An 18,738-nucleotide genomic window follows, 5' to 3' on the forward strand; every position below is an offset into this window, starting at 1 on the left:
AAAATGGTTAAAAACTGCACCAACCTAGTGCGGTAAAATAAATAACGCACTGTAATAATGCGTAAATAAAGTTTTGTTTAACTCTAAGCTTGTTTTTATGTGAATGAATGGATTCCACATCGCCTATTTAAGCTGTTTGGCCTGTGGCAAAGATGAATAACCCTTACGGTTTAGTTGGAGCCTATTATGTTGAATAAACGCTTTTTTAAGACAAAAAACGAAGCAGAAGTCACGTTTGAATTTTCTCATCCTGATGCTGATGATGTCTGTTTACTTGGGGAGTTTAATGATTGGCAGCCAGTGCCAATGAAACTTAATAAAAAGTTGGGTGTGTTTAAGTGTAAACAGCGTTTGCCTGTTGATAAAGAGTTTCACTTTCGTTATTTGATTAATGGTAAGCAGTGGGATAACGACCATCAGGCTGATGGTTATCGGGCTAATAATTTTGGTTCAGAGAACAGTATAGTAAATACACAACGCATTAATTAAGGCTGGTGAATGGACGCACTATCGCAATTATTTTATTTGCATGGAATAGGCTATGAATACACTAAGTACACTGGTGAACACGTTGTTTTTAGCGAACAAACGCGCAAGTTAGCCTTGCAGTGTTGTGGCGTTGACACCAGTGATGCAGAGCAAATAGATAAGTTAAATTACCAATTAGATGCGGCCACTTGGTTAACGCTTGCACCGGCTGTTAGCTTAGTAAAACAGCCTAGCAATGTGCTTAAAGTACGTATTAAAGAAACCGACGCGCACCATAAAATTACGCTTAACATACCTGCATTAAATATTAAGCTACAATTTGAACAAATTGCTGACTATGCGCCATTAGGCGAGTATTTTTTAAATGACTGCCGTTATATTGAAATAGCGTTGCCACTTACCCATTTACCTACGGGTTATTATGATGCGTTTCTAACCATGGGTGAACAATCAGCAAGTACACAAATTTGGTCTATCCCGGAAAAGGTGTATCAAATTGCGGATAAAAAACGCTTTGGCTTATCAATTCAGTTATATACATTAAAAAACCAAGCTGGAATGGGGATTGGCGACTTTAATGATTTACTTGAATTAACCACGCTGTGTGCAAAACAAAAAATGGATTATATTTTACTTAATCCACTGCACTTATTATTTGCAGATAACCCAGAGTGCGCTAGTCCCTATAACCCCAGTAACCGCGCGTTACTCAATCCATTGTATATAGCAATTAACTTATCGCCAGATAGTATTAACAACCCCGCTTTAGATGATTACTTGTCCTCTTGTTGTTTAACGTCGCACAGCGAGCAAGATATAATCTTTATTAATTATAAAACGGTTACTGAGCAGAAATATAATGCCTTTAAACTGCTTTTTGTGCATTTTCAACAACAGGGTAGTCAAGCACGGCATAACGAGTTTACTGCATTTTGTAAACAGCACCGTGATGTACTTGCTATGCTAGAAACCACAGAACCGACATTCGACCATTACCTGCAATGGCAAGCACATAGCCAACTCATACTGTGCCAACAACATTGTATCGACCAAGGAATGGCGATTGGTTTGATTAACGACTTAGCAGTTGGCTGTGCTAAAGAGGGCAGCGAATATAAACATCAGCAGAAACTGTTTAGCCAAGATGCGACTGTAGGAGCTCCACCGGATCCTTGGGCTGAAAGTGGCCAAAATTGGGGTTTGCCAGCAATAAATCCTCAGCGCCTTGCTGACAATAACTATTACTTTTACCGCTCACTTATACGCGCCAATATGAATGCTGTGGGTGGATTACGCATTGATCATGTTATGGCAATTAGACGTTTATGGTGGTGCTTTAACAATAATAACAGCCAAGATGGTTGCTATGTTTACTATCCATTCGAGCACTTGTTAGCTATTTTGAAAATAGAATCTCACCTAAATAAGGCTGTCGTGATAGGCGAAGATTTAGGTGTTGTGCCACCTGAAGTAAAAGAAGCGCTGGTGAGCAGTGGAATTTTTTCAAACAGTTTATTTTATTTCGAAAAACAACAGAATGATGAATTTGTTAATCGTGATGAGCTTAGCGAACAATGCCTGCTGATGATTGCCAATCATGACGTACCGCCATTTGTTGGCTGGTGGCAGCATAGTGATTTAACCCTCAAACAACAGTATCAGCTGATTGATGCCGCTAAACACCAGCAGCTAGTGCTGCAACGTCAACAAGAGCAACAACGGTTAGTTGATTTTATTAATGCACAAGGCACACATTCTGACATGTCATTAAACACCGATGCTTTTGCGATTTATAGCGCGCTGGCTTTGTGTTTAGCAAAGTCGCCATCGCGATTATTTGCCCTACAAATTGATGACTTAGACAAACAATGCTACCCAGTTAATATTCCGGGTACAGATAAAGAATATCCCAATTGGAGACGGGTGTTAACACATACGTGCGAGGATATTTTTACTGATAATGCATCACTTTTGACTGCAATACATTCAATGAGGAATGGGTAAATGGGCAGTATAAAAAATATGAAATCAGCGCCTTTGGCTGATTATGACGCACAAGTTACTGCGCTCGCAGCAGGACGCTTTAAAGACCCGTTTAGTTTTTTAGGAGCGCACAGTACACAAAGCGGCATAGAAGTTCGAGTGTATTTGCCAGCAGCACTGCAGGTTGAGTTGTTAATTGGTGATCAAACAATTACTGCATTGCGCTATAAACAAAGTGATTTATTTATAGCTGAGCTATCAAGCATGCCGAGCAGTGTGTATCAATGCCATGTTAGCTATAAAAGCAATAATATTACCTTTTACGATGAATACAGTTTTAGTAGTACCCTTGATGAGCAAGCAATGTACTTGTTCAATGAAGGGAGTCTTGAGCATGCTTATGCGCACTTAGGCGCGCAATTTATTACACAACAAGGCGTTGACGGTGTTCGTTTTTGTGTGTGGGCGCCAAATGCTGCCAGCGTTTCAGTGATTGGTGAATTTAACTTTTGGCAGTCCAATCGTCACTTTATGCGATTTCATCCGGCCAGTGGAGTATGGGAGTTATTTATCCCGGAGCTGTGCGCCGATATGTGCTACAAATTTGCTATCACCACACTCAGTGGTGAAGTTTTAGATAAAGCCGATCCCTTTACTTTTAAAATGCAGCAAGCGCCAGGTACAGCAAGCATTTTACAATACAAACCCACCCCTATCACGCTTAGTGAACAAGCGATCAAAAATAGGCAAAAGCGTAATCATATTGATGCCGCTATTAGTATTTATGAAGTGCACTTAGGTTCTTGGCAACGCGCTGAGCATAATCGTTATTTAAGCTACAGCGAGCTGGCAGATAAGCTTGTAAGTTACGTGGTTAAAATGGGGTTTACGCATTTACAACTTATGCCTATCAGTGAATACCCGTTTGATGGTTCTTGGGGTTATCAGCCGGTAGGCTTGTTTGCGCCTACAAGCCGCTTTGGTGATTACAACAGCTTTAAATACTTAGTTGAGCAATGCCATAAAGCCAATATCGGTATTTTACTGGATTGGGTGCCGGGGCACTTTCCAAGCGACCCTCATGGGTTACATTGTTTTGATGGCACCCATTTATATGAACATGCTGATATGCGTCAAGGGTTTCACCCTGATTGGAATACCTATATTTATAATTACGATCGCCCTGAAGTTAAAAGCTTTTTAATATCAAATGCAATGTATTGGCTCAGTCAATTTGGCATAGATGGACTGCGAGTAGATGCGGTGGCATCTATGTTGTATCTTGATTACAGCCGAAAAGAAGGGCAATGGGTAGCTAATTGCTTCGGTGGCAGAGAAAACTTAGGGGCTATTGAGTGCCTTAAACAAGTAAACATACGCAGTTATAAAAATAACCCCGGTATTATGATGGTGGCTGAGGAGTCAACGGCGTGGCCCGGAGTAACGCAAAGCGTTGAGCATAATGGTTTGGGCTTTGGTTACAAATGGAATATGGGCTGGATGAACGACAGTCTGCATTACATGCAACAAGACTCACTATTTAGGAAATACCATCATCATAAAATGACATTTTCTATGGTGTATGCTTTTAGTGAAAATTACATTTTACCACTGAGTCATGATGAAGTAGTCCACGGTAAAGGTTCACTTCTAAACAAAATGCCCGGTGACGATTGGCAACAGTTTGCTAATTTACGGGCTTATTATGCGTTCATGTGGGCGCATCCAGGAAAAAAACTTCTGTTTATGGGCGCCGAAATAGCACAGCGAAAAGAGTGGGATCATGACAATTCAATAGACTGGCACTTGCTTGAACACCAAAGTCATCAAGGTATTCAAGATACGGTTAAACGCCTTAATCATGTGTATCAAGCACATCCAGCACTTTATGAGCTTGATAGTTGCGCTACTGGTTTTTCATGGATAGATAATAATAACAGTCAGCAAAGTATATTTAGCTTTATTCGTTATGCCAAAAGTGCTGATGATTTTATGGTTATTGTCGCTAATTTTACCCCTACAGCATATCAACACTTTACTTTAGGCGTGCCTGCTGAAGGCAGTTATAAGGTGATATTAAATACTGATGAGTCATGTTTTTTTGGCTCAGGCATTAATATCACTGATGAGCCAAGCCAACTTATTCATTCAATTAATCAACCAAGCCATGGCTTTGATCACAGTATTACATTACAGATGGGTGGCTTAACCACTGTTTACTTACAAAAGGTGAATGATGAGTAATTGCTTTGAGGTTACCCATGGTGCATCTCTTCCATTGGGATCGACTGTACAAAACAACGGCGTCAACTTTGCCTTATACGCCCCTAATGCAAGCCAAGCTTTTGTTTGTTTATTTGATAAAAGTGGCCATACAGAAATATTAAAAATAGCTATGAATATTAATGAAGGCGGGGTGTGGAGTATTCACGTTGCGCCACTCAGCGCTGGCGCATTATATGGCTTTAGGGTTGATGGTGAGTATAACCATGAAAAGGGCATGTTATTTAATGAACATAAGTTGCTGATTGACCCTTATGCAAAAGACTTGTTTAACGAGTTTACTTGGAGCGAGCGCCATTACGGACAAATGCCGATAGGCACTAAAAGCGAGGTTAATAATGCGATAGATATGCCTAAATCTAAAGTGACTACATCGGTTGCTTATACCAATAAAAAGCCACAGCATAGCTGGGCTAATACGGTAATTTATGAGTGTCATGTAAAAGGTGCTACCTGTCGTCATCCAGGTATTCCAAAAGTACAGCAAGGCACGTTTTTAGGCCTAAGCCACCCGTGCTTTATTGAGCATTTAAAAAGTTTAGGGGTGACCGCTATTGAGCTTTTGCCTGTGCATGCGTTTATAAGTGAACAGTTTTTAATTACTAAAGGCCTGCAAAATTACTGGGGCTACAATAGCATCAATTTTTTTACTCCCCACAAAGACTATTTGGTTAATGACGATATAAACGAATTTAAACAGATGGTCAGCGAACTACATCGCGCCAATATTGAAGTTATTTTAGATGTTGTATACAACCATACTGCTGAGGGCGGCAGTGATGGACCTATATTGTCTTTACGTGGCTTCGATAACCTCACTTATTATCGCACTATTAATGGGCAGCCCAATGTATACATAAACGATACTGGCTGTGGTAACACCTTAAATATTGATCATCCAAAAACCTTGCAATTGGTTCTTGATAGCTTGCGGTATTGGGTAGAAGTTATGGGAGTGGATGGCTTTCGATTTGACTTAGCCACCATTTTAGGGCGTTCAAGCACGGGTTTTAGTGCCTCTCATACGTTTTTACAGGCCGTTGCACAAGATCCTATATTAAATAAAGTAAAACTGATCAGTGAGCCGTGGGATATAGGGCCTGGTGGGTATCAGTTAGGTGCTTTTCCTGCTCCTTGGCGTGAGTGGAATGATCAATACCGTGATGTGATTAAACGCTTTTGGCAAAGTGAAAAAGGCATTATTAGTGATGTTGCCAAGCGTTTACATGGCTCGTTTGATATTTTTGAACACAGTAACCGCGGCCCGCTTAATAGTATTAATTTTATTACCAGTCATGATGGTTTTACCCTTGCCGACTTAGTCAGTTATGAGCACAAACATAACCAAGCAAATGGTGAAAACAATCAAGATGGCCACAGCACTAATTATTCGTTTAATTGCGGAGTTGAGGGATTTAGTAGCGATCCTGAAATAATAAACTTACGGCTCCAACAACAAAAAAACTTTTTACTTACCTTGCTACTCTCTAAAGGGGTGCCAATGATAGCCGCTGGCAGTGAAATGGCCCATTCTCAAGGTGGTAATAATAACGCTTATTGCCAGAATAACCGCACAAGCTGGCTGGCATGGAAAGACTCACAACTAAACCATTGCTTAATTCAGTTTATAGATGATGCATTAAAAATTAGGCACGGTCACAGTGCGTTTAAACACAGTGTGTTTTTAGATGATATTGATGAACGTTTCACCGTTAAGTGGTTCACCGAGCAAGGTAAAAAAATGGATGAAACACATTGGCATGAAGATACGCGACAATTTTTAATGTATAGCTTACTTGATAAGCAAAATAAGCACGCCTTATTAATTATTTTAAACGCCAGTAAACAGCCCGTGGTCTGCCAATTACCACAATCGCCCATTACTGCGACATGGGCGTTAGTGTTATCAAGCGTAAATAACGCATCAACTGTTGTTGAAGAAGATGCAACCGTGAATATTTCAGCACAAAGTAGTTGGGTTTTTAGTGCCAATTTAGAAGGCGAAGATTATGACTAAGCAAGACGAGCAAGTGTGTGTGGTAAAAGGCTGGCAAGAAGGCCCGGTTATTGATGAAAGTACCTTAAGTGATGATTTAACTCGCCACTTTTATTACACCTTAGGGCGTGATGTGGTGGGAGAGTCGCAGTTGTATTTATATCATGCATTGGCGCTGACAATAAGAGATAGACTCGTTGCGCGTTGCAGAGAAACTAATCAGCAAATTAAACAACAAAAACGCCGCAAAACAGCGTATTTATCGCTAGAGTTTTTAATGGGTAGAGCACTGGGTAATGCGGTTCTCAACCTTGATTTAGAATCTCAGGTAAGTACTGCACTGCAAGCTTACTGTACTGAGCTGGAAAATGTAGAACAAGCAGAGCATGATGCTGGCTTAGGTAATGGTGGCTTGGGGCGCTTAGCGGCATGCTTTTTAGATAGTTGCGCGAGTTTAGCGCTGCCAGTAGTGGGTTATGGAATTCGCTATGAGTACGGCATGTTTAATCAATCAATAAAAGAAGGCAACCAAATTGAGCAGCCAGATAACTGGCTACGCGAAGGGCATCCTTGGGAATTGAGCGCTCCAGAGCAAGCTAAACGAGTTAAGTTCTCGGGTTATGTACAAAGTTATACTGATAAATTTGGCCGTGAACATCGCCAGTGGATTAGCTCCCAAGATGTGCTTGCAGTTCCTTATGATGTTCCTATTCCGGGCTATAAAAATAATATTGTTAATACCCTTAGGCTTTGGAAGTCTGAAGCTACAGATGAATTTAATTTAGCCGAATTTAATGCCGGTAGTTATTCAGAAGCGGTGGCACAAAAAAACCTCGCAGAGCAAATAACCATGGTGTTGTACCCTAACGATAGCAGTGAAAATGGTAAAGAACTGCGTTTACGCCAGCAATACTTTTTATCATCGGCAAGCATTCAAGATGTACTGAGCCAGTGGATTGAGCAATACGGAGATAATTTTACTGATTTTGCTCAGCATCATGTTTTTCAGCTTAACGACACTCATCCTAGTATTGCCGTGGCAGAGCTGATGCGAATTTTAGTTGACGACCATGAACTCGACTGGGATCAGGCATGGAACATCACAACCAAAACCATGGCTTATACAAACCACACCTTATTGCCGGAGGCATTAGAGAAGTGGTCAGTGGGGTTATTTGCTAAATTATTACCACGTATTTTAGAAATTATTTATGAAATTAATGCCCGTTTCTTAGCAGAGGTTGCAAGGCATTGGCCGGGTGATGTGCAAAAGCAACGAGACTTATCATTAATTGAAGAGGGCGAAGAGCCGCAAATTCGCATGGCTTTTTTAGCCATTGTTGGTAGTTATTCAGTCAATGGCGTAGCCGCACTGCATACCCAGTTATTAACTGCGGGTTTGTTTAAAGATTTTTACTCATTATGGCCTGAAAAGTTTAATAACAAAACCAATGGGGTGACACCAAGGCGTTGGCTTGCTTATTGTAATCCGGGTCTGAGCCATATTATTAGCGAGAAAATAGGAAAAGACTGGGTAGGCGACTTTGCAAAAATTAGCCAATTACGTCGTTTTTATGATGATCCTCAATTGCACGTAACATGGCAGCAGGCAAAACAGCAAAACAAGCAGCGTTTAGTCGATTTAGTAAAACAAAAGTGTGGCGTCGAGTTTGACGTAAATATGCTATTTGATGTGCAGGTAAAGCGTATTCATGAATATAAGCGCCAGTTACTTAATGTCCTACATGTTATTCATTTATACGACCGCATTCGTCGTGGCGATACACAAGGCATGGTACCTCGGTGTGTATTACTCGGAGGTAAAGCCGCACCTGGTTATATGATGGCGAAGAAAATTATTAAACTGATTAATAATGTTGCTGAGGTGATCAACAAAGACCCTGAAGTATCGATGTTTTTAAGAGTTGCCTTTTTACCAAATTACAATGTGACCGCCATGGAAACTATATGTCCTGCAACAGATTTGTCGGAGCAAGTTTCTACAGCAGGTAAAGAAGCATCCGGTACCGGCAACATGAAGTTTATGATGAATGGTGCGCTCACAATAGGCACGTTAGATGGCGCGAATATTGAAATCCGCGATGCAGTAGGAGCTGAAAACTTCTTCTTATTTGGCGCACAAGCCGAGCACATTGACGAAATTAGAGCGCATTATAATCCCAGTGAAATTATTGCGAATAACTCAGATCTAAATAGCGTGATGCATCTCCTTGAAAGTGGTCATTTTAATCTATTTGAACCCGGCTTATTTGATGATGTCATTAGCGGCATTAAAAGCAAAGACGATGCATGGCTAACCGCACATGACTTTGCCAGTTACATTGCAGCGCAGCGTGAAGTGGATAACGCGTACGCTGATCAAACCCACTGGACTCAAATGAGTATTTTAAATACCGCGGCCAGTGGCTTATTTTCTAGTGACAGAACAATAGGCCAATATTGTGATGACATATGGCACTTAACCCCACTAGATACTTCACAGCAAACAGTAAAAACAAACACTGACACTAATAGCTGACACTAAATGGAGAGAGTAATATGCCCAGTTATGCAAATCGCTATATAAGTAATTTAACCAGAGACACCTATGCACTCATTCTAGCCGGCGGACGAGGTTCTCGTCTTCATGAGCTAACAGACTGGCGTGCAAAACCAGCCGTTTATTTTGGCGGCAAGCACCGTATTATTGATTTTCCACTATCAAATTGTATTAACTCTGGTGTAAGACGAGTAGGGATTGCAACGCAATATAAATCTCATTCGCTAATACGCCATGTAAATCGTGCATGGGGGCACTTTAAAAAGGAATTAGGCGAGTCGGTTGAGATTTTACCAGCATCACAGCGTAATGGTGATGAATGGTATTGCGGTACTGCCGATGCGGTATTTCAAAATATGGATATTATTCGCCATGAACTACCTAAATATGTAATGATTTTGTCAGGCGACCATGTATATCGTATGGATTACGGCGGTTTGTTAGCAAAGCATGTCGAAAATGGTGCCGATATGACCGTATGCTGTTTAGAAGTCGCGGTTGAAGAAGCAGCGAACACCTTTGGAGTAATGACCGTTGATCAAGAAAATCGAGTGCGACGATTCGACGAAAAACCAGCTGAACCAAGCTCTGTGCCTGGCAAACCAGGTACGTGTTTAGCGTCAATGGGTAATTACGTCTTCAATACTGAGTTTTTATTTGAGCAATTACAAAAAGATTCACAAACCGAAGGCTCAGGACGTGATTTTGGTCATGACATTATCCCCGCCATTATCGAAGAGCATAATGTGTTTGCTTACCCATTTAGAGATCCCGCACAAGTAGGGCAACCTTATTGGCGCGATGTAGGGACCTTAGATTCATTTTGGGAAGCGAACATGGAGTTGGTTATGCCTGAGCCTCAATTGGATTTGTACGACCCTACTTGGCCAATTTGGACATACCAAGAGCAGCTTCCTCCTGCTAAGTTTATTTTTGATGATGACGATCGTCGGGGTATGGCTGTTGATTCAACCGTATCCGGTGGCTGTATTATTTCAGGCTCAATAGTGAGAAAGTCATTACTGTTTTCTAATGTACATATTCGCTCATATTGTACTATTGAAGAGTCGGTTATTTTACCCGGTGTTATAGTTAACCGTGGGTGTAAAATAAAACGTGCCATTATTGATAGAAGCTGTGAGATCCCCCCAGGATTAGAAATTGGTTATGATCGTAAAACCGACGAAGCCAATGGTTTTAGAGTATCTAAAAAGGGAATTGTTTTGGTAACCCGCGAGATGCTGACAAAGTTAGACACTAAGTTAAATCATTAATTAAATAGCAAGGCGAAAGCCTTGCAGCTAACTATAAGAGTAAATAAATGCATGTATTAATGGTTGCCGCAGAAAATGATGCGTTACCTAATGCCAAAGTCGGCGGTGTTGCCGATGTCATACGTGACGTACCTAAAGCGTTAGCGGCACAGGGACTAACGATTGATGTGATAATTCCTGATTATGGCTTTGAATTGGGTGAGCGCCGTTTTATTGGTGAAGTCAACGTTGCGTTTAATTCAGCCTCTCACGTTTTATCGCTGTTTGAAATTCCACAAACGCAAAATGCAGTGAGGCAAATAGTAATAAGCCACCCTTTGTTCAGCCAATCACATAGTGTGTATTGCAACGATGATGACAATCGTCCATTTGCTACTGATGCGAGTAAGTTTGCACTGTTTAATGCCGCGATTTGTGAAGCGCTTTTACAAGGGGTTTTAAAACAACCAAACACGTTACATTTACACGACTGGCACAGTGCTTGTGTGGCGGTGTTACTAAAATTTGAGCCTCGCTATCGTAAACTTGCTAAGCTGCGCTTGGTGTACACGGTTCATAACTTAGCCTTACAAGGTATTCGCCCTTTTAAAGACGATGACTCTAGCTTAGAAGCTTGGTTTCCCTCATTAAGTTATGATGGCCAATTGCTTTGTGATCCCCGTTACCCTCATTGCTTTAACCCCATGCGCAGTGCTATTAATTTAGCCGATAAAGTACATGTGGTTTCACCCAGTTATAGTCAAGAAGTGCAGATTGCGAGTAACGATGCAGGCGGCTTTTTTGGTGGTGAAGGACTTGAGCGTGATTTACAACAAGCGGCTGAGCAGGGCAAGCTGATTGGGATCCTCAACGGCTGTGATTACACAACTCAACACCCGAAGCAGGCAACGCTTAGCGAGCTTTTAGAGCAGATAGAAGCTACGCTTTTTAGTTGGATGGCAAAAAACGTACACTTAGGCAGCAGCCACTATATTGCCCACCAACGTGTTTTACAATTTATGGCATCAGAGCAGCAAGGGCCTTTAGTGACCAGTGTAGGGCGGCTCACCGAGCAAAAAGTATTGCTGCTGTGCCAGCCATACAACAATAGTTTAACTATTGATGAGGTATGCAAGGTTATAAACCAATATAATGGTCGCTTGATTGTATTAGGCTCGGGCGATAAAAAACTAGAACAATTATTTACCACTGCGATGGCACGAAATAGCAATTTATTGTTTTTAAAAGGTTATGGCCAAGGTGTTGGTGATTTAATGTATCAAATAGGGGATTTATTTTTAATGCCTAGTTCTTTTGAGCCGTGTGGTATTAGTCAAATGCTGGCAATGAGAGCGGGTCAGCCTTGTCTTGTGCACAGTGTTGGCGGCTTAAAAGATACAGTTGAGCATAATGTGACTGGTTTTAGTTTTACTGGTGATACCTTATTAGCTCAGGCAGAGGCACTGTTGCATAGTTTATCTGAGGCCTTGAATGTAAATCACGCTAATCCTAAGCAATGGCAAGCGATAAAAAATAGCGCTAAGAACAGCCGCTTTGGTTGGTATGACGTTGTAACTGATTATATTACCTACTTATATTAAAAAATTTATTAAAGTTCAGTGACATCCGTTCCTATTTGCGCTTTAATTACTTAGTCTGGTGGAAATAATAAAAAGTAGGTAATGTGTCGGTATTTGTGGCAAGGCAAGCAATCCTTAATCGTAATCAAAATGTAGTTGCATATGAACTACTGTTTCGCGATAGCCCTGAAAATTGCTTTCCTGGTGTTTCTGATGGTCAAGCAACGGCTCGCCTGATCATGGAAAACCAGCTTAACTTAGGTACTCGCCATATTACTTCGGGTAAAAAAGCGCTGATCAATATTGGTCCTGAATCATTAAAACTCGATTTATGCGAATTTTTACCCTGTAAAGATGTGGTTATTGAATTACTCGAAACCATAGAGCCTACCGACGATACCTACGAGCTATGCCGTAAACTCTTTCACAGTAACTATAAATTAGCCCTTGATGACTTTGTTTACTCACCGCAGTGGGAACGTTTTTTAAAGCTAGTTAATTTAATTAAATTTGATATTCGGCTCACGCCACTGGATGAAATTCCACTGGTGGTCAATAAGCTAAAAAAACACAAAAATATTAAGCTGTTAGCTGAAAAAATAGAAACCGATGAAGAATATAAATTAGCTCGCCAAATGGGGTTTGATTATTTCCAAGGGTATTACTTTGCCCGCCCCGCAATGATAGAGCAAAAAGATATTCATTATAATTATGGTCTTGTCATTGCCATTTATTCAGAAGTAATGAAGCCAGATCCTGATGTGAAAGTAATCACCGGGTTATTTGAGCTTGATGCAGCACTAGCATACAAACTATTGCGTTTATTAAATAGTGGTGTATTTCCCCTGCAAAGCCAAATATCATCATTAAAACAAGCGCTGGTTTACCTAGGGCAAGCACGTTTAAAAAAGTTTGTAAGCCTAATTGTTACAGCACACACCGCGCGCACTAAGCCGATAGAGCTTATGCAAATGTGTGTTATTCGCGCTCGCTTTTGTGAATTAATAGCCAGCAAAGTCGCCAAACAAGTTCAAGGTGAGGCATTTTTAACTGGGCTGTTTTCTTTACTTGATGCTATTTTAGATAAGCCAATGGACTTGTTGGTTGATAAACTGCCATTCCCAGATGAAATTAAAGTAGCACTAACCGGTGAGAAAAATGACTTATATTATATTCTTGAAACGGTAAAAGCATATGAAACCGGAAGTTGGTGGGCGCTTGAGAAAGCGGTATCACTCATTAATTTAGACAGTGCTTTTTTACCAAAATTATACAAACAAGCTGTAAAATGGGCCGATAGCTATAAAGATAATATTTAAAAGGATAGGGTTTGCGCAATTATAATATGGACTTTATAAGGGGCATAGCAGTACTTGGACTGGTATTTATTAACTGCTATTCCTTTGCAATTTTTGAACTCAATTACACTCCACTCACCACACCTCCAGCTAGCGATAATTTTTTACACACCTTAAGCCTTATATTTGTTGAAGGGCGGTTTCGCACATTATTTACGTTATTATTTGGTGCTGGTCTTTATATTCAGTTTCAGCGTCAGCAATGTATTCAGCCATTAAAAAAACGCCTATATTGGCTTATTGTGTTTGGCTTAATACATGGGTTGTTACTGTGGGCGGGTGACATTTTGTTTTTATATGGGGTGTCAGCATTACTGGTATTACGCTATTTAGATTACACGGACGAAGAGCTTAAAAGCAAAGCGGCCTTTTTTACTTTTATCGCTTTACTTGCCACAGCAATGTTTATGCTAGGGCTTAATGAAGAACCACTCTATAGGGATTCTCCCGAGTTTTACCAGATATATAATAGTTATTACCAAAGTATTGGTGCGCATTTTAGCCAAAATATAACAATGAGCATTTATATGTTGCTAACAGTGCCTATTTTATTACTGTGGGCAAGTGCTGGCTTTATGCTAATTGGTATTGTTGCCTACAAATGTAATGTGTTTAGTGATGGATTTAGCAGGTCGGGGCTAATTAAACTTGCTGTGTTAAGTGTGTTGCTGACTAGCTTACGATTAGTGTTAGAGTCATATGAACAAGGTATTGGTTATGCGTTACAAGAGCCTGTTAATGAACTGGCTGCTTTATGTGTGGCGCTGCTTTATATTCATTTAATCGTTAAACTATGCAATAACAGCGCGCAAATAGGAGGGCTCATTCAACACGTAGGGCGGTTAGCGTTTACTTTATACATAAGCCAAACCATTATGCAGTTATTATTGTTTAAAGTGCTTTTCCCTCAGTGGGCGCTTAGTTTTAACCGCATTGATTATTGGCTTGTTGCTATTTGCTTAGTGGTTGTACAGCTTATGTTTACAACACTCTACTGTCGTTATTTTAAGCAAGGGCCTCTTGAATACCTATGGCGTAAATTAGCGCAAATTAAGCGCGAAAAAATAGCTTGAGTAGTTTAAACTATGCGCCTTTATATTTAAGAAGATTTGCCATATGACAGACTTAAAGCGTTTAAATAAATTTATTAGTGAAACAGGGTTTTGCTCACGCCGTGAAGCCGATAAATATATTGAGCAAGGTCGTGTTACTGTTAATGGTGAATTACCCGAAATGGGTGTTAAAGTCGCACAAAGCGATGTGGTATTGGTTGATGGTAAGCCATTAAAAGCACCACCAAAACGGGTTTACATTGCTTACAATAAACCAGTCGGTATAACCTGTACCACAGAACGAAAAATTCAAAGTAATATTGTAAAAGCGGTTAATTACCCTGACCGTATCTTTCCTATTGGTCGCTTGGATAGGCCCTCAGAGGGGTTGATTTTTTTAACCAACGAAGGGGATATCGTTAATAAAATCCTTCGTGCTGGCAATAACCACGAAAAAGAATACGTGGTTACCGTAGATAAACCACTAAACCGCCAGTTTGTGAATAAAATGGCAAACGGTATTCCTATTTTAGATACCGTGACCAAAAAATGTAAAGTGACGCAAACGGGTGCCCAGCAATTCACTATTATTTTAACTCAAGGTTTAAATCGTCAAATCCGTCGTATGTGTGAATATTTAGGCTACGAAGTGGTTACATTAAAGCGTGTGCGTATTATGAATGTAACCCTTAAAGGGTTAAAAGTAGGGCAATGGCGTCATTTAAGCGATGCAGAAATGGCGGTTATTAACGACTCGATTGCTGATTCAGGTAAAACACAAGAACACTCATTATATGACGATAGTACATCGAATAATAACGTTGGGCTAACCACAAGCAACCAAGCAAAATCAGTGCATAAGCGTGAGTATCAAGGTGACAAGCCTCGAGGTACAAAGAACAACGAACAACATAAGCAAGCCAACAAAAGCAGCCGTAATACGCCATATCAGAAACGCTCAACCACCTATGTTGGTAAATCAAATGCCAATAAAGCTAATTCCGCATCAGGAACTAAAGCAAAGAGCAGTGGCACGTTAAGCTTAAAAAAGTAATTAAGTTGGTATAAACCAAGCAAATAAAAAACGCAGCCTAGGCTGCGTTTTTTATTAATTATTAAGACTGTTTAGGGTAGTCAATTCTAAACACCACAGTGTATAAAACCGGCACCACAATCAGGGTTAGTATGGTGGCAAAACCTAAGCCAAACATAATGGTGACCGCCATTGACTGAAAGAATACGTCAAATAATAATGGGATCATGCCAAGTATTGTAGTGATAGCGGCCATGGCTACAGGACGCACACGGCTTACGCCTGAGTCAAACACAGCTTGATAGGGTGATTTTCCTTCACTAAGTTCTAAATTTATTTGATCGACCAATACAATACCGTTTTTAATCAGCATGCCGCTTAAGCTTAATAAACCCAGTAGCGCCATAAAGCTAAAGGGGGCGTTCATTACTAACAAGCCTGCGCTTACACCAATAATAGCCAATGGCACGGTTGCCCATATAACTAAGGGCTTTTTCACTGAGTTAAACAGTAATACTGTTACCGCAAACATGGCTAAATAACCCAGCGGTAACGAACCAAAAATAGCCTTTTTCGCTTTGCTTGATGATTCGAACTCACCACCCCATTGCATTTCATAGCCTCGCGGTAAATCAATTTCTTCAACTTCAGTGCGAACCCGAGCAAATAATTTTGCAGGTGTTTCATCACCCAATACATCATGATCTGCCATTACCGTTATGGTACGTTTACGATCACGACGCATAATTAAGCTGTCTTCCCACTCAACAATAAATTCATCAACTACTTGAGTTACAGGCACAAACACGCGTAATACCGGGCTATAAATTTGTAAATCGTGAACACTGTCTACATTTAGGCGCTCGCTAGCTGGTGAGCGGGCAATAATAGGCAACAATTGCGTACCATCACGATAAACACCCACTTGCTTACCCGACAGGCTCGTTAACAGAACTTGGTCAAGGTCAAACTTGGTGATCCCCAAGCGGCGTGCTTTTTGTTCGTTAAATTGGGGGCGAATCATTTTAGTGCGTGCACGCCAATCATCGCGAATGTTAAAAGCACCGTCGTCTTTGGCGATAATTTCTTTTGCTTGAGATGATAGCTGTCTTAATATCACCGGATCGGGGCCTGAAAACCGCGCCTCTATTTTAGCATCAGTTGACGGGCCAATTTCCATTGGTTTTACTTTTAGCTTTGCTGACAGCGGATGTTGCTGTGCGTAATCACGCACCTTTTGCATTACTTTAGCGACCGCATCACGGTTGGTGACACGAATAATTAACTGCCCATAAGCAGGATAAGACTTTTCTGGCGCGTAAGTTAGCATAAAGCGCGGCGCACCTTGGCCCACCGTACTGGTTATTTCTGTGACCAGTTCATCCTTTTGCAAATAAGCTTCGAGCTGTTTTATGCCCTCAAGGGTGGCACGAATATCAGCACCTTGATCTTGCCAGTAATCCACATAAAACATCGGTGTATTTGAGGCTGGAAAAAACGATTGTTTTACCGAGCCAAATCCCACTACAGCGCTGCATAAAAGGGCAACCATAAGGACTAAGGTTGTTTTTCTAAAGCGCATAGCTAAATTTAATATCGCTTTATAACCATTGAATATGATGCCTTGATAAGGGTCTTCATGTTCTTGATTATGTTCGTGTTTAAATTCGGTTTCTTTAAACATTAAATGGGCAAAAAATGGGGTAAGGGTAATTGCGGTGATCCAGCTTAATAGCAATGAGATAAACAGCACCCAAAATAAGCTGCCAGCAAATTCACCACTGGCATCTGAGCTTAAACCAATTGGTGCAAAAGCGGTTATAGCAATAACTGTTGCGCCAAGTAGTGGCCATTTCGTTTGATCTACAATATTAACTGCGGCTTTAAGCTTTGTTTGACCGCGCTTAAGGTTGATGAGAATCCCTTCGGTAACAACAATGGCATTATCAACCAGCATACCTAGCGCAATAATTAGCGCGCCTAATGATATACGCTGTAGATCAATTGCAAACAGCTTCATAAATATAAAAGTGCCTAATACCGTCAGTAATAAAATACCGCCAATAAGAACACCGCTTTTCAAGCCCATAAAAATAAGTAGCACAACAATAACTATTGCAATGGCTTCTATTAAGCTAACAATAAAACCATCTACAGACTGCTCTACTTCTTTTGGTTGGTTATACACCGAGCTAATATCAATACCATGTGGGCGTTGATATTCAAGAGATGCTAAATGTTCATCTATGTGCTTACCTACATCAACAACATTAACCCCAGACATAAACGAAACACCAATAAGCAGCGCCTGTTGTTGATTGTAATGAATGACATTGGTCGGTACTTCAGCATATTCACGGTACACTTGTGCAACATCGCCCAAATAAATTAGTTCACTCGCACCAGGCTTTGAGATTAATAAGGTTTCCAGCTCCGTTACATCTTTAAATTCACCGGTTGGATGTAAGCGAATAGACTCATCACCGACACGAATACGTCCAGCGTTAGACACCGTGTTTTGTGATTGCAGCAAGTCATAAATATGACTAGGTGCAATACCTAGCTGTGCAAGCTTGCGGGTCGATACCTCAACCATTACTTGTGGTTGTTGTTGCCCAGCAATTGTGACTTTGCTCACACCTTTGACTAAAACAAGTTCACGCTTTAAATAGTCAACATAGTCTTTTAATTCATCATAAGAGTAGCCATCGCCAGTAACGGCAAACATAACGCCGTAAACATCGGCAAAATCATCAATTACATTACTCGGGTAAACACCACTTGGTAGCGACGGGCTTAGGTCGTTAATTTTTCGACGCATTTCATCCCATATTTGCCTTAGCTCTTGTTTACGATAGTTACTTTTCATTTCTACGGTAATTTGTGATTTACCATTAGATGAAATAGAGGTGACATAATCAACATAGGGGAGCTGTTGGATGGCGTTTTCAATTGGAAATGTGACTTCTTCTTCTACCTGCTGTGGAGATGCGCCCGGATACAAAGTGATTACCATGGCTTTTTTCAAAGTAAACTCAGGGTCTTCTAGCTGGCCTAAATCAAAGTAAGACACGCTGCCGCCTATTAATAGCAACAACGTAAACATCCAGCTAATGACTTTCTTTTCAATAGATAGTTGCGCAAAGCCCAT

The 18,738-nt window shown here is 40.7% G+C and carries 11 protein-coding genes; 10 read left to right on the forward strand and 1 reads right to left on the reverse strand.

Annotation, left to right across the window (positions count from 1 at the left end):
- Positions 1–186: 186 nt before the first annotated feature.
- From DK924_RS08870 to rluF, 10 genes are all read left to right on the forward strand, one after another.
- Positions 187–489 carry an isoamylase early set domain-containing protein gene (locus tag DK924_RS08870; protein ID WP_010388937.1) on the forward strand — a complete coding sequence of 101 codons (303 nt, stop codon included), beginning with the start codon at positions 187–189 and terminating at the stop codon, positions 487–489.
- Positions 490–498: 9 nt separating this feature from the next.
- Entirely contained in the window at positions 499–2,493 is a 1,995-nt protein-coding gene (gene malQ, locus DK924_RS08875) for a 4-alpha-glucanotransferase (RefSeq protein WP_109874933.1), read from the forward strand.
- The gene (glgB, locus tag DK924_RS08880; RefSeq protein ID WP_109874934.1) at positions 2,494–4,716 is read left to right on the forward strand and encodes a 1,4-alpha-glucan branching protein GlgB; all 2,223 of its coding nucleotides are present in this window, start codon (positions 2,494–2,496) and stop codon (positions 4,714–4,716) included.
- Positions 4,709–6,772: a glycogen debranching protein GlgX gene (gene glgX / locus DK924_RS08885; protein ID WP_109874935.1), complete on the forward strand. Its 2,064-nt coding sequence runs from the start codon at positions 4,709–4,711 to the stop codon at positions 6,770–6,772. The genes glgB and glgX overlap by 8 nt, the downstream gene beginning before the upstream one ends.
- Positions 6,765–9,290 (forward strand): glycogen/starch/alpha-glucan phosphorylase, encoded by a 2,526-nt coding sequence (locus tag DK924_RS08890; RefSeq protein ID WP_109874936.1) that lies wholly within the window; start codon positions 6,765–6,767, stop codon positions 9,288–9,290. Before glgX ends, DK924_RS08890 begins: the two co-directional genes overlap by 8 nt.
- Positions 9,291–9,310: 20 nt before the next feature.
- Positions 9,311–10,585 (forward strand): glucose-1-phosphate adenylyltransferase, encoded by a 1,275-nt coding sequence (gene glgC / locus DK924_RS08895; protein WP_109874937.1) that lies wholly within the window; start codon positions 9,311–9,313, stop codon positions 10,583–10,585.
- Between the two features lie 47 nt (positions 10,586–10,632).
- Positions 10,633–12,165: a glycogen synthase gene (locus DK924_RS08900; RefSeq protein ID WP_109874938.1), complete on the forward strand. Its 1,533-nt coding sequence runs from the start codon at positions 10,633–10,635 to the stop codon at positions 12,163–12,165.
- Positions 12,166–12,248: 83 nt separating this feature from the next.
- Positions 12,249–13,463: an EAL and HDOD domain-containing protein gene (locus tag DK924_RS08905; protein WP_010388929.1), complete on the forward strand. Its 1,215-nt coding sequence runs from the start codon at positions 12,249–12,251 to the stop codon at positions 13,461–13,463.
- Between the two features lie 26 nt (positions 13,464–13,489).
- A complete protein-coding gene (locus DK924_RS08910) occupies positions 13,490–14,575 on the forward strand; it encodes a DUF418 domain-containing protein (protein WP_109874939.1) in 1,086 nt (361 codons plus the stop codon).
- A 43-nt stretch (positions 14,576–14,618) separates the two neighbouring features.
- Positions 14,619–15,608 (forward strand): 23S rRNA pseudouridine(2604) synthase RluF, encoded by a 990-nt coding sequence (gene rluF, locus DK924_RS08915; RefSeq protein WP_109874940.1) that lies wholly within the window; start codon positions 14,619–14,621, stop codon positions 15,606–15,608.
- Between the two features lie 61 nt (positions 15,609–15,669).
- Here the strand turns inward: rluF and DK924_RS08920 are convergent, their stop codons facing one another.
- Positions 15,670–18,738, reverse strand: coding sequence for an efflux RND transporter permease subunit (locus DK924_RS08920; RefSeq protein ID WP_109874941.1), 3,069 nt, complete (start codon positions 18,736–18,738; stop codon positions 15,670–15,672).

The organism is Pseudoalteromonas sp. meg-B1 (genome assembly GCF_003173795.1).
GTDB classification, from domain to species: Bacteria; Pseudomonadota; Gammaproteobacteria; order Enterobacterales; family Alteromonadaceae; genus Pseudoalteromonas; species Pseudoalteromonas undina.

What these genes read in the sequence shown, in the direction of transcription:
- malQ (WP_109874933.1), top strand. Translation starts at nt 499, where the DNA reads ATGGACGCACTATCGCAATTATTTTATTTGCATGGAATAGGCTATGAA.
- DK924_RS08870 (WP_010388937.1), top strand. Translation starts at nt 187, where the DNA reads ATGTTGAATAAACGCTTTTTTAAGACAAAAAACGAAGCAGAAGTCACG.
- DK924_RS08910 (WP_109874939.1), top strand. Translation starts at nt 13,490, where the DNA reads ATGGACTTTATAAGGGGCATAGCAGTACTTGGACTGGTATTTATTAAC.
- DK924_RS08890 (WP_109874936.1), top strand. Translation starts at nt 6,765, where the DNA reads ATGACTAAGCAAGACGAGCAAGTGTGTGTGGTAAAAGGCTGGCAAGAA.
- glgC (WP_109874937.1), top strand. Translation starts at nt 9,311, where the DNA reads ATGCCCAGTTATGCAAATCGCTATATAAGTAATTTAACCAGAGACACC.
- DK924_RS08920 (WP_109874941.1), bottom strand. Translation starts at nt 18,738, where the DNA reads ATGGGCTTTGCGCAACTATCTATTGAAAAGAAAGTCATTAGCTGGATG.
- glgX (WP_109874935.1), top strand. Translation starts at nt 4,709, where the DNA reads ATGAGTAATTGCTTTGAGGTTACCCATGGTGCATCTCTTCCATTGGGA.
- glgB (WP_109874934.1), top strand. Translation starts at nt 2,494, where the DNA reads ATGGGCAGTATAAAAAATATGAAATCAGCGCCTTTGGCTGATTATGAC.
- DK924_RS08900 (WP_109874938.1), top strand. Translation starts at nt 10,633, where the DNA reads ATGCATGTATTAATGGTTGCCGCAGAAAATGATGCGTTACCTAATGCC.
- rluF (WP_109874940.1), top strand. Translation starts at nt 14,619, where the DNA reads ATGACAGACTTAAAGCGTTTAAATAAATTTATTAGTGAAACAGGGTTT.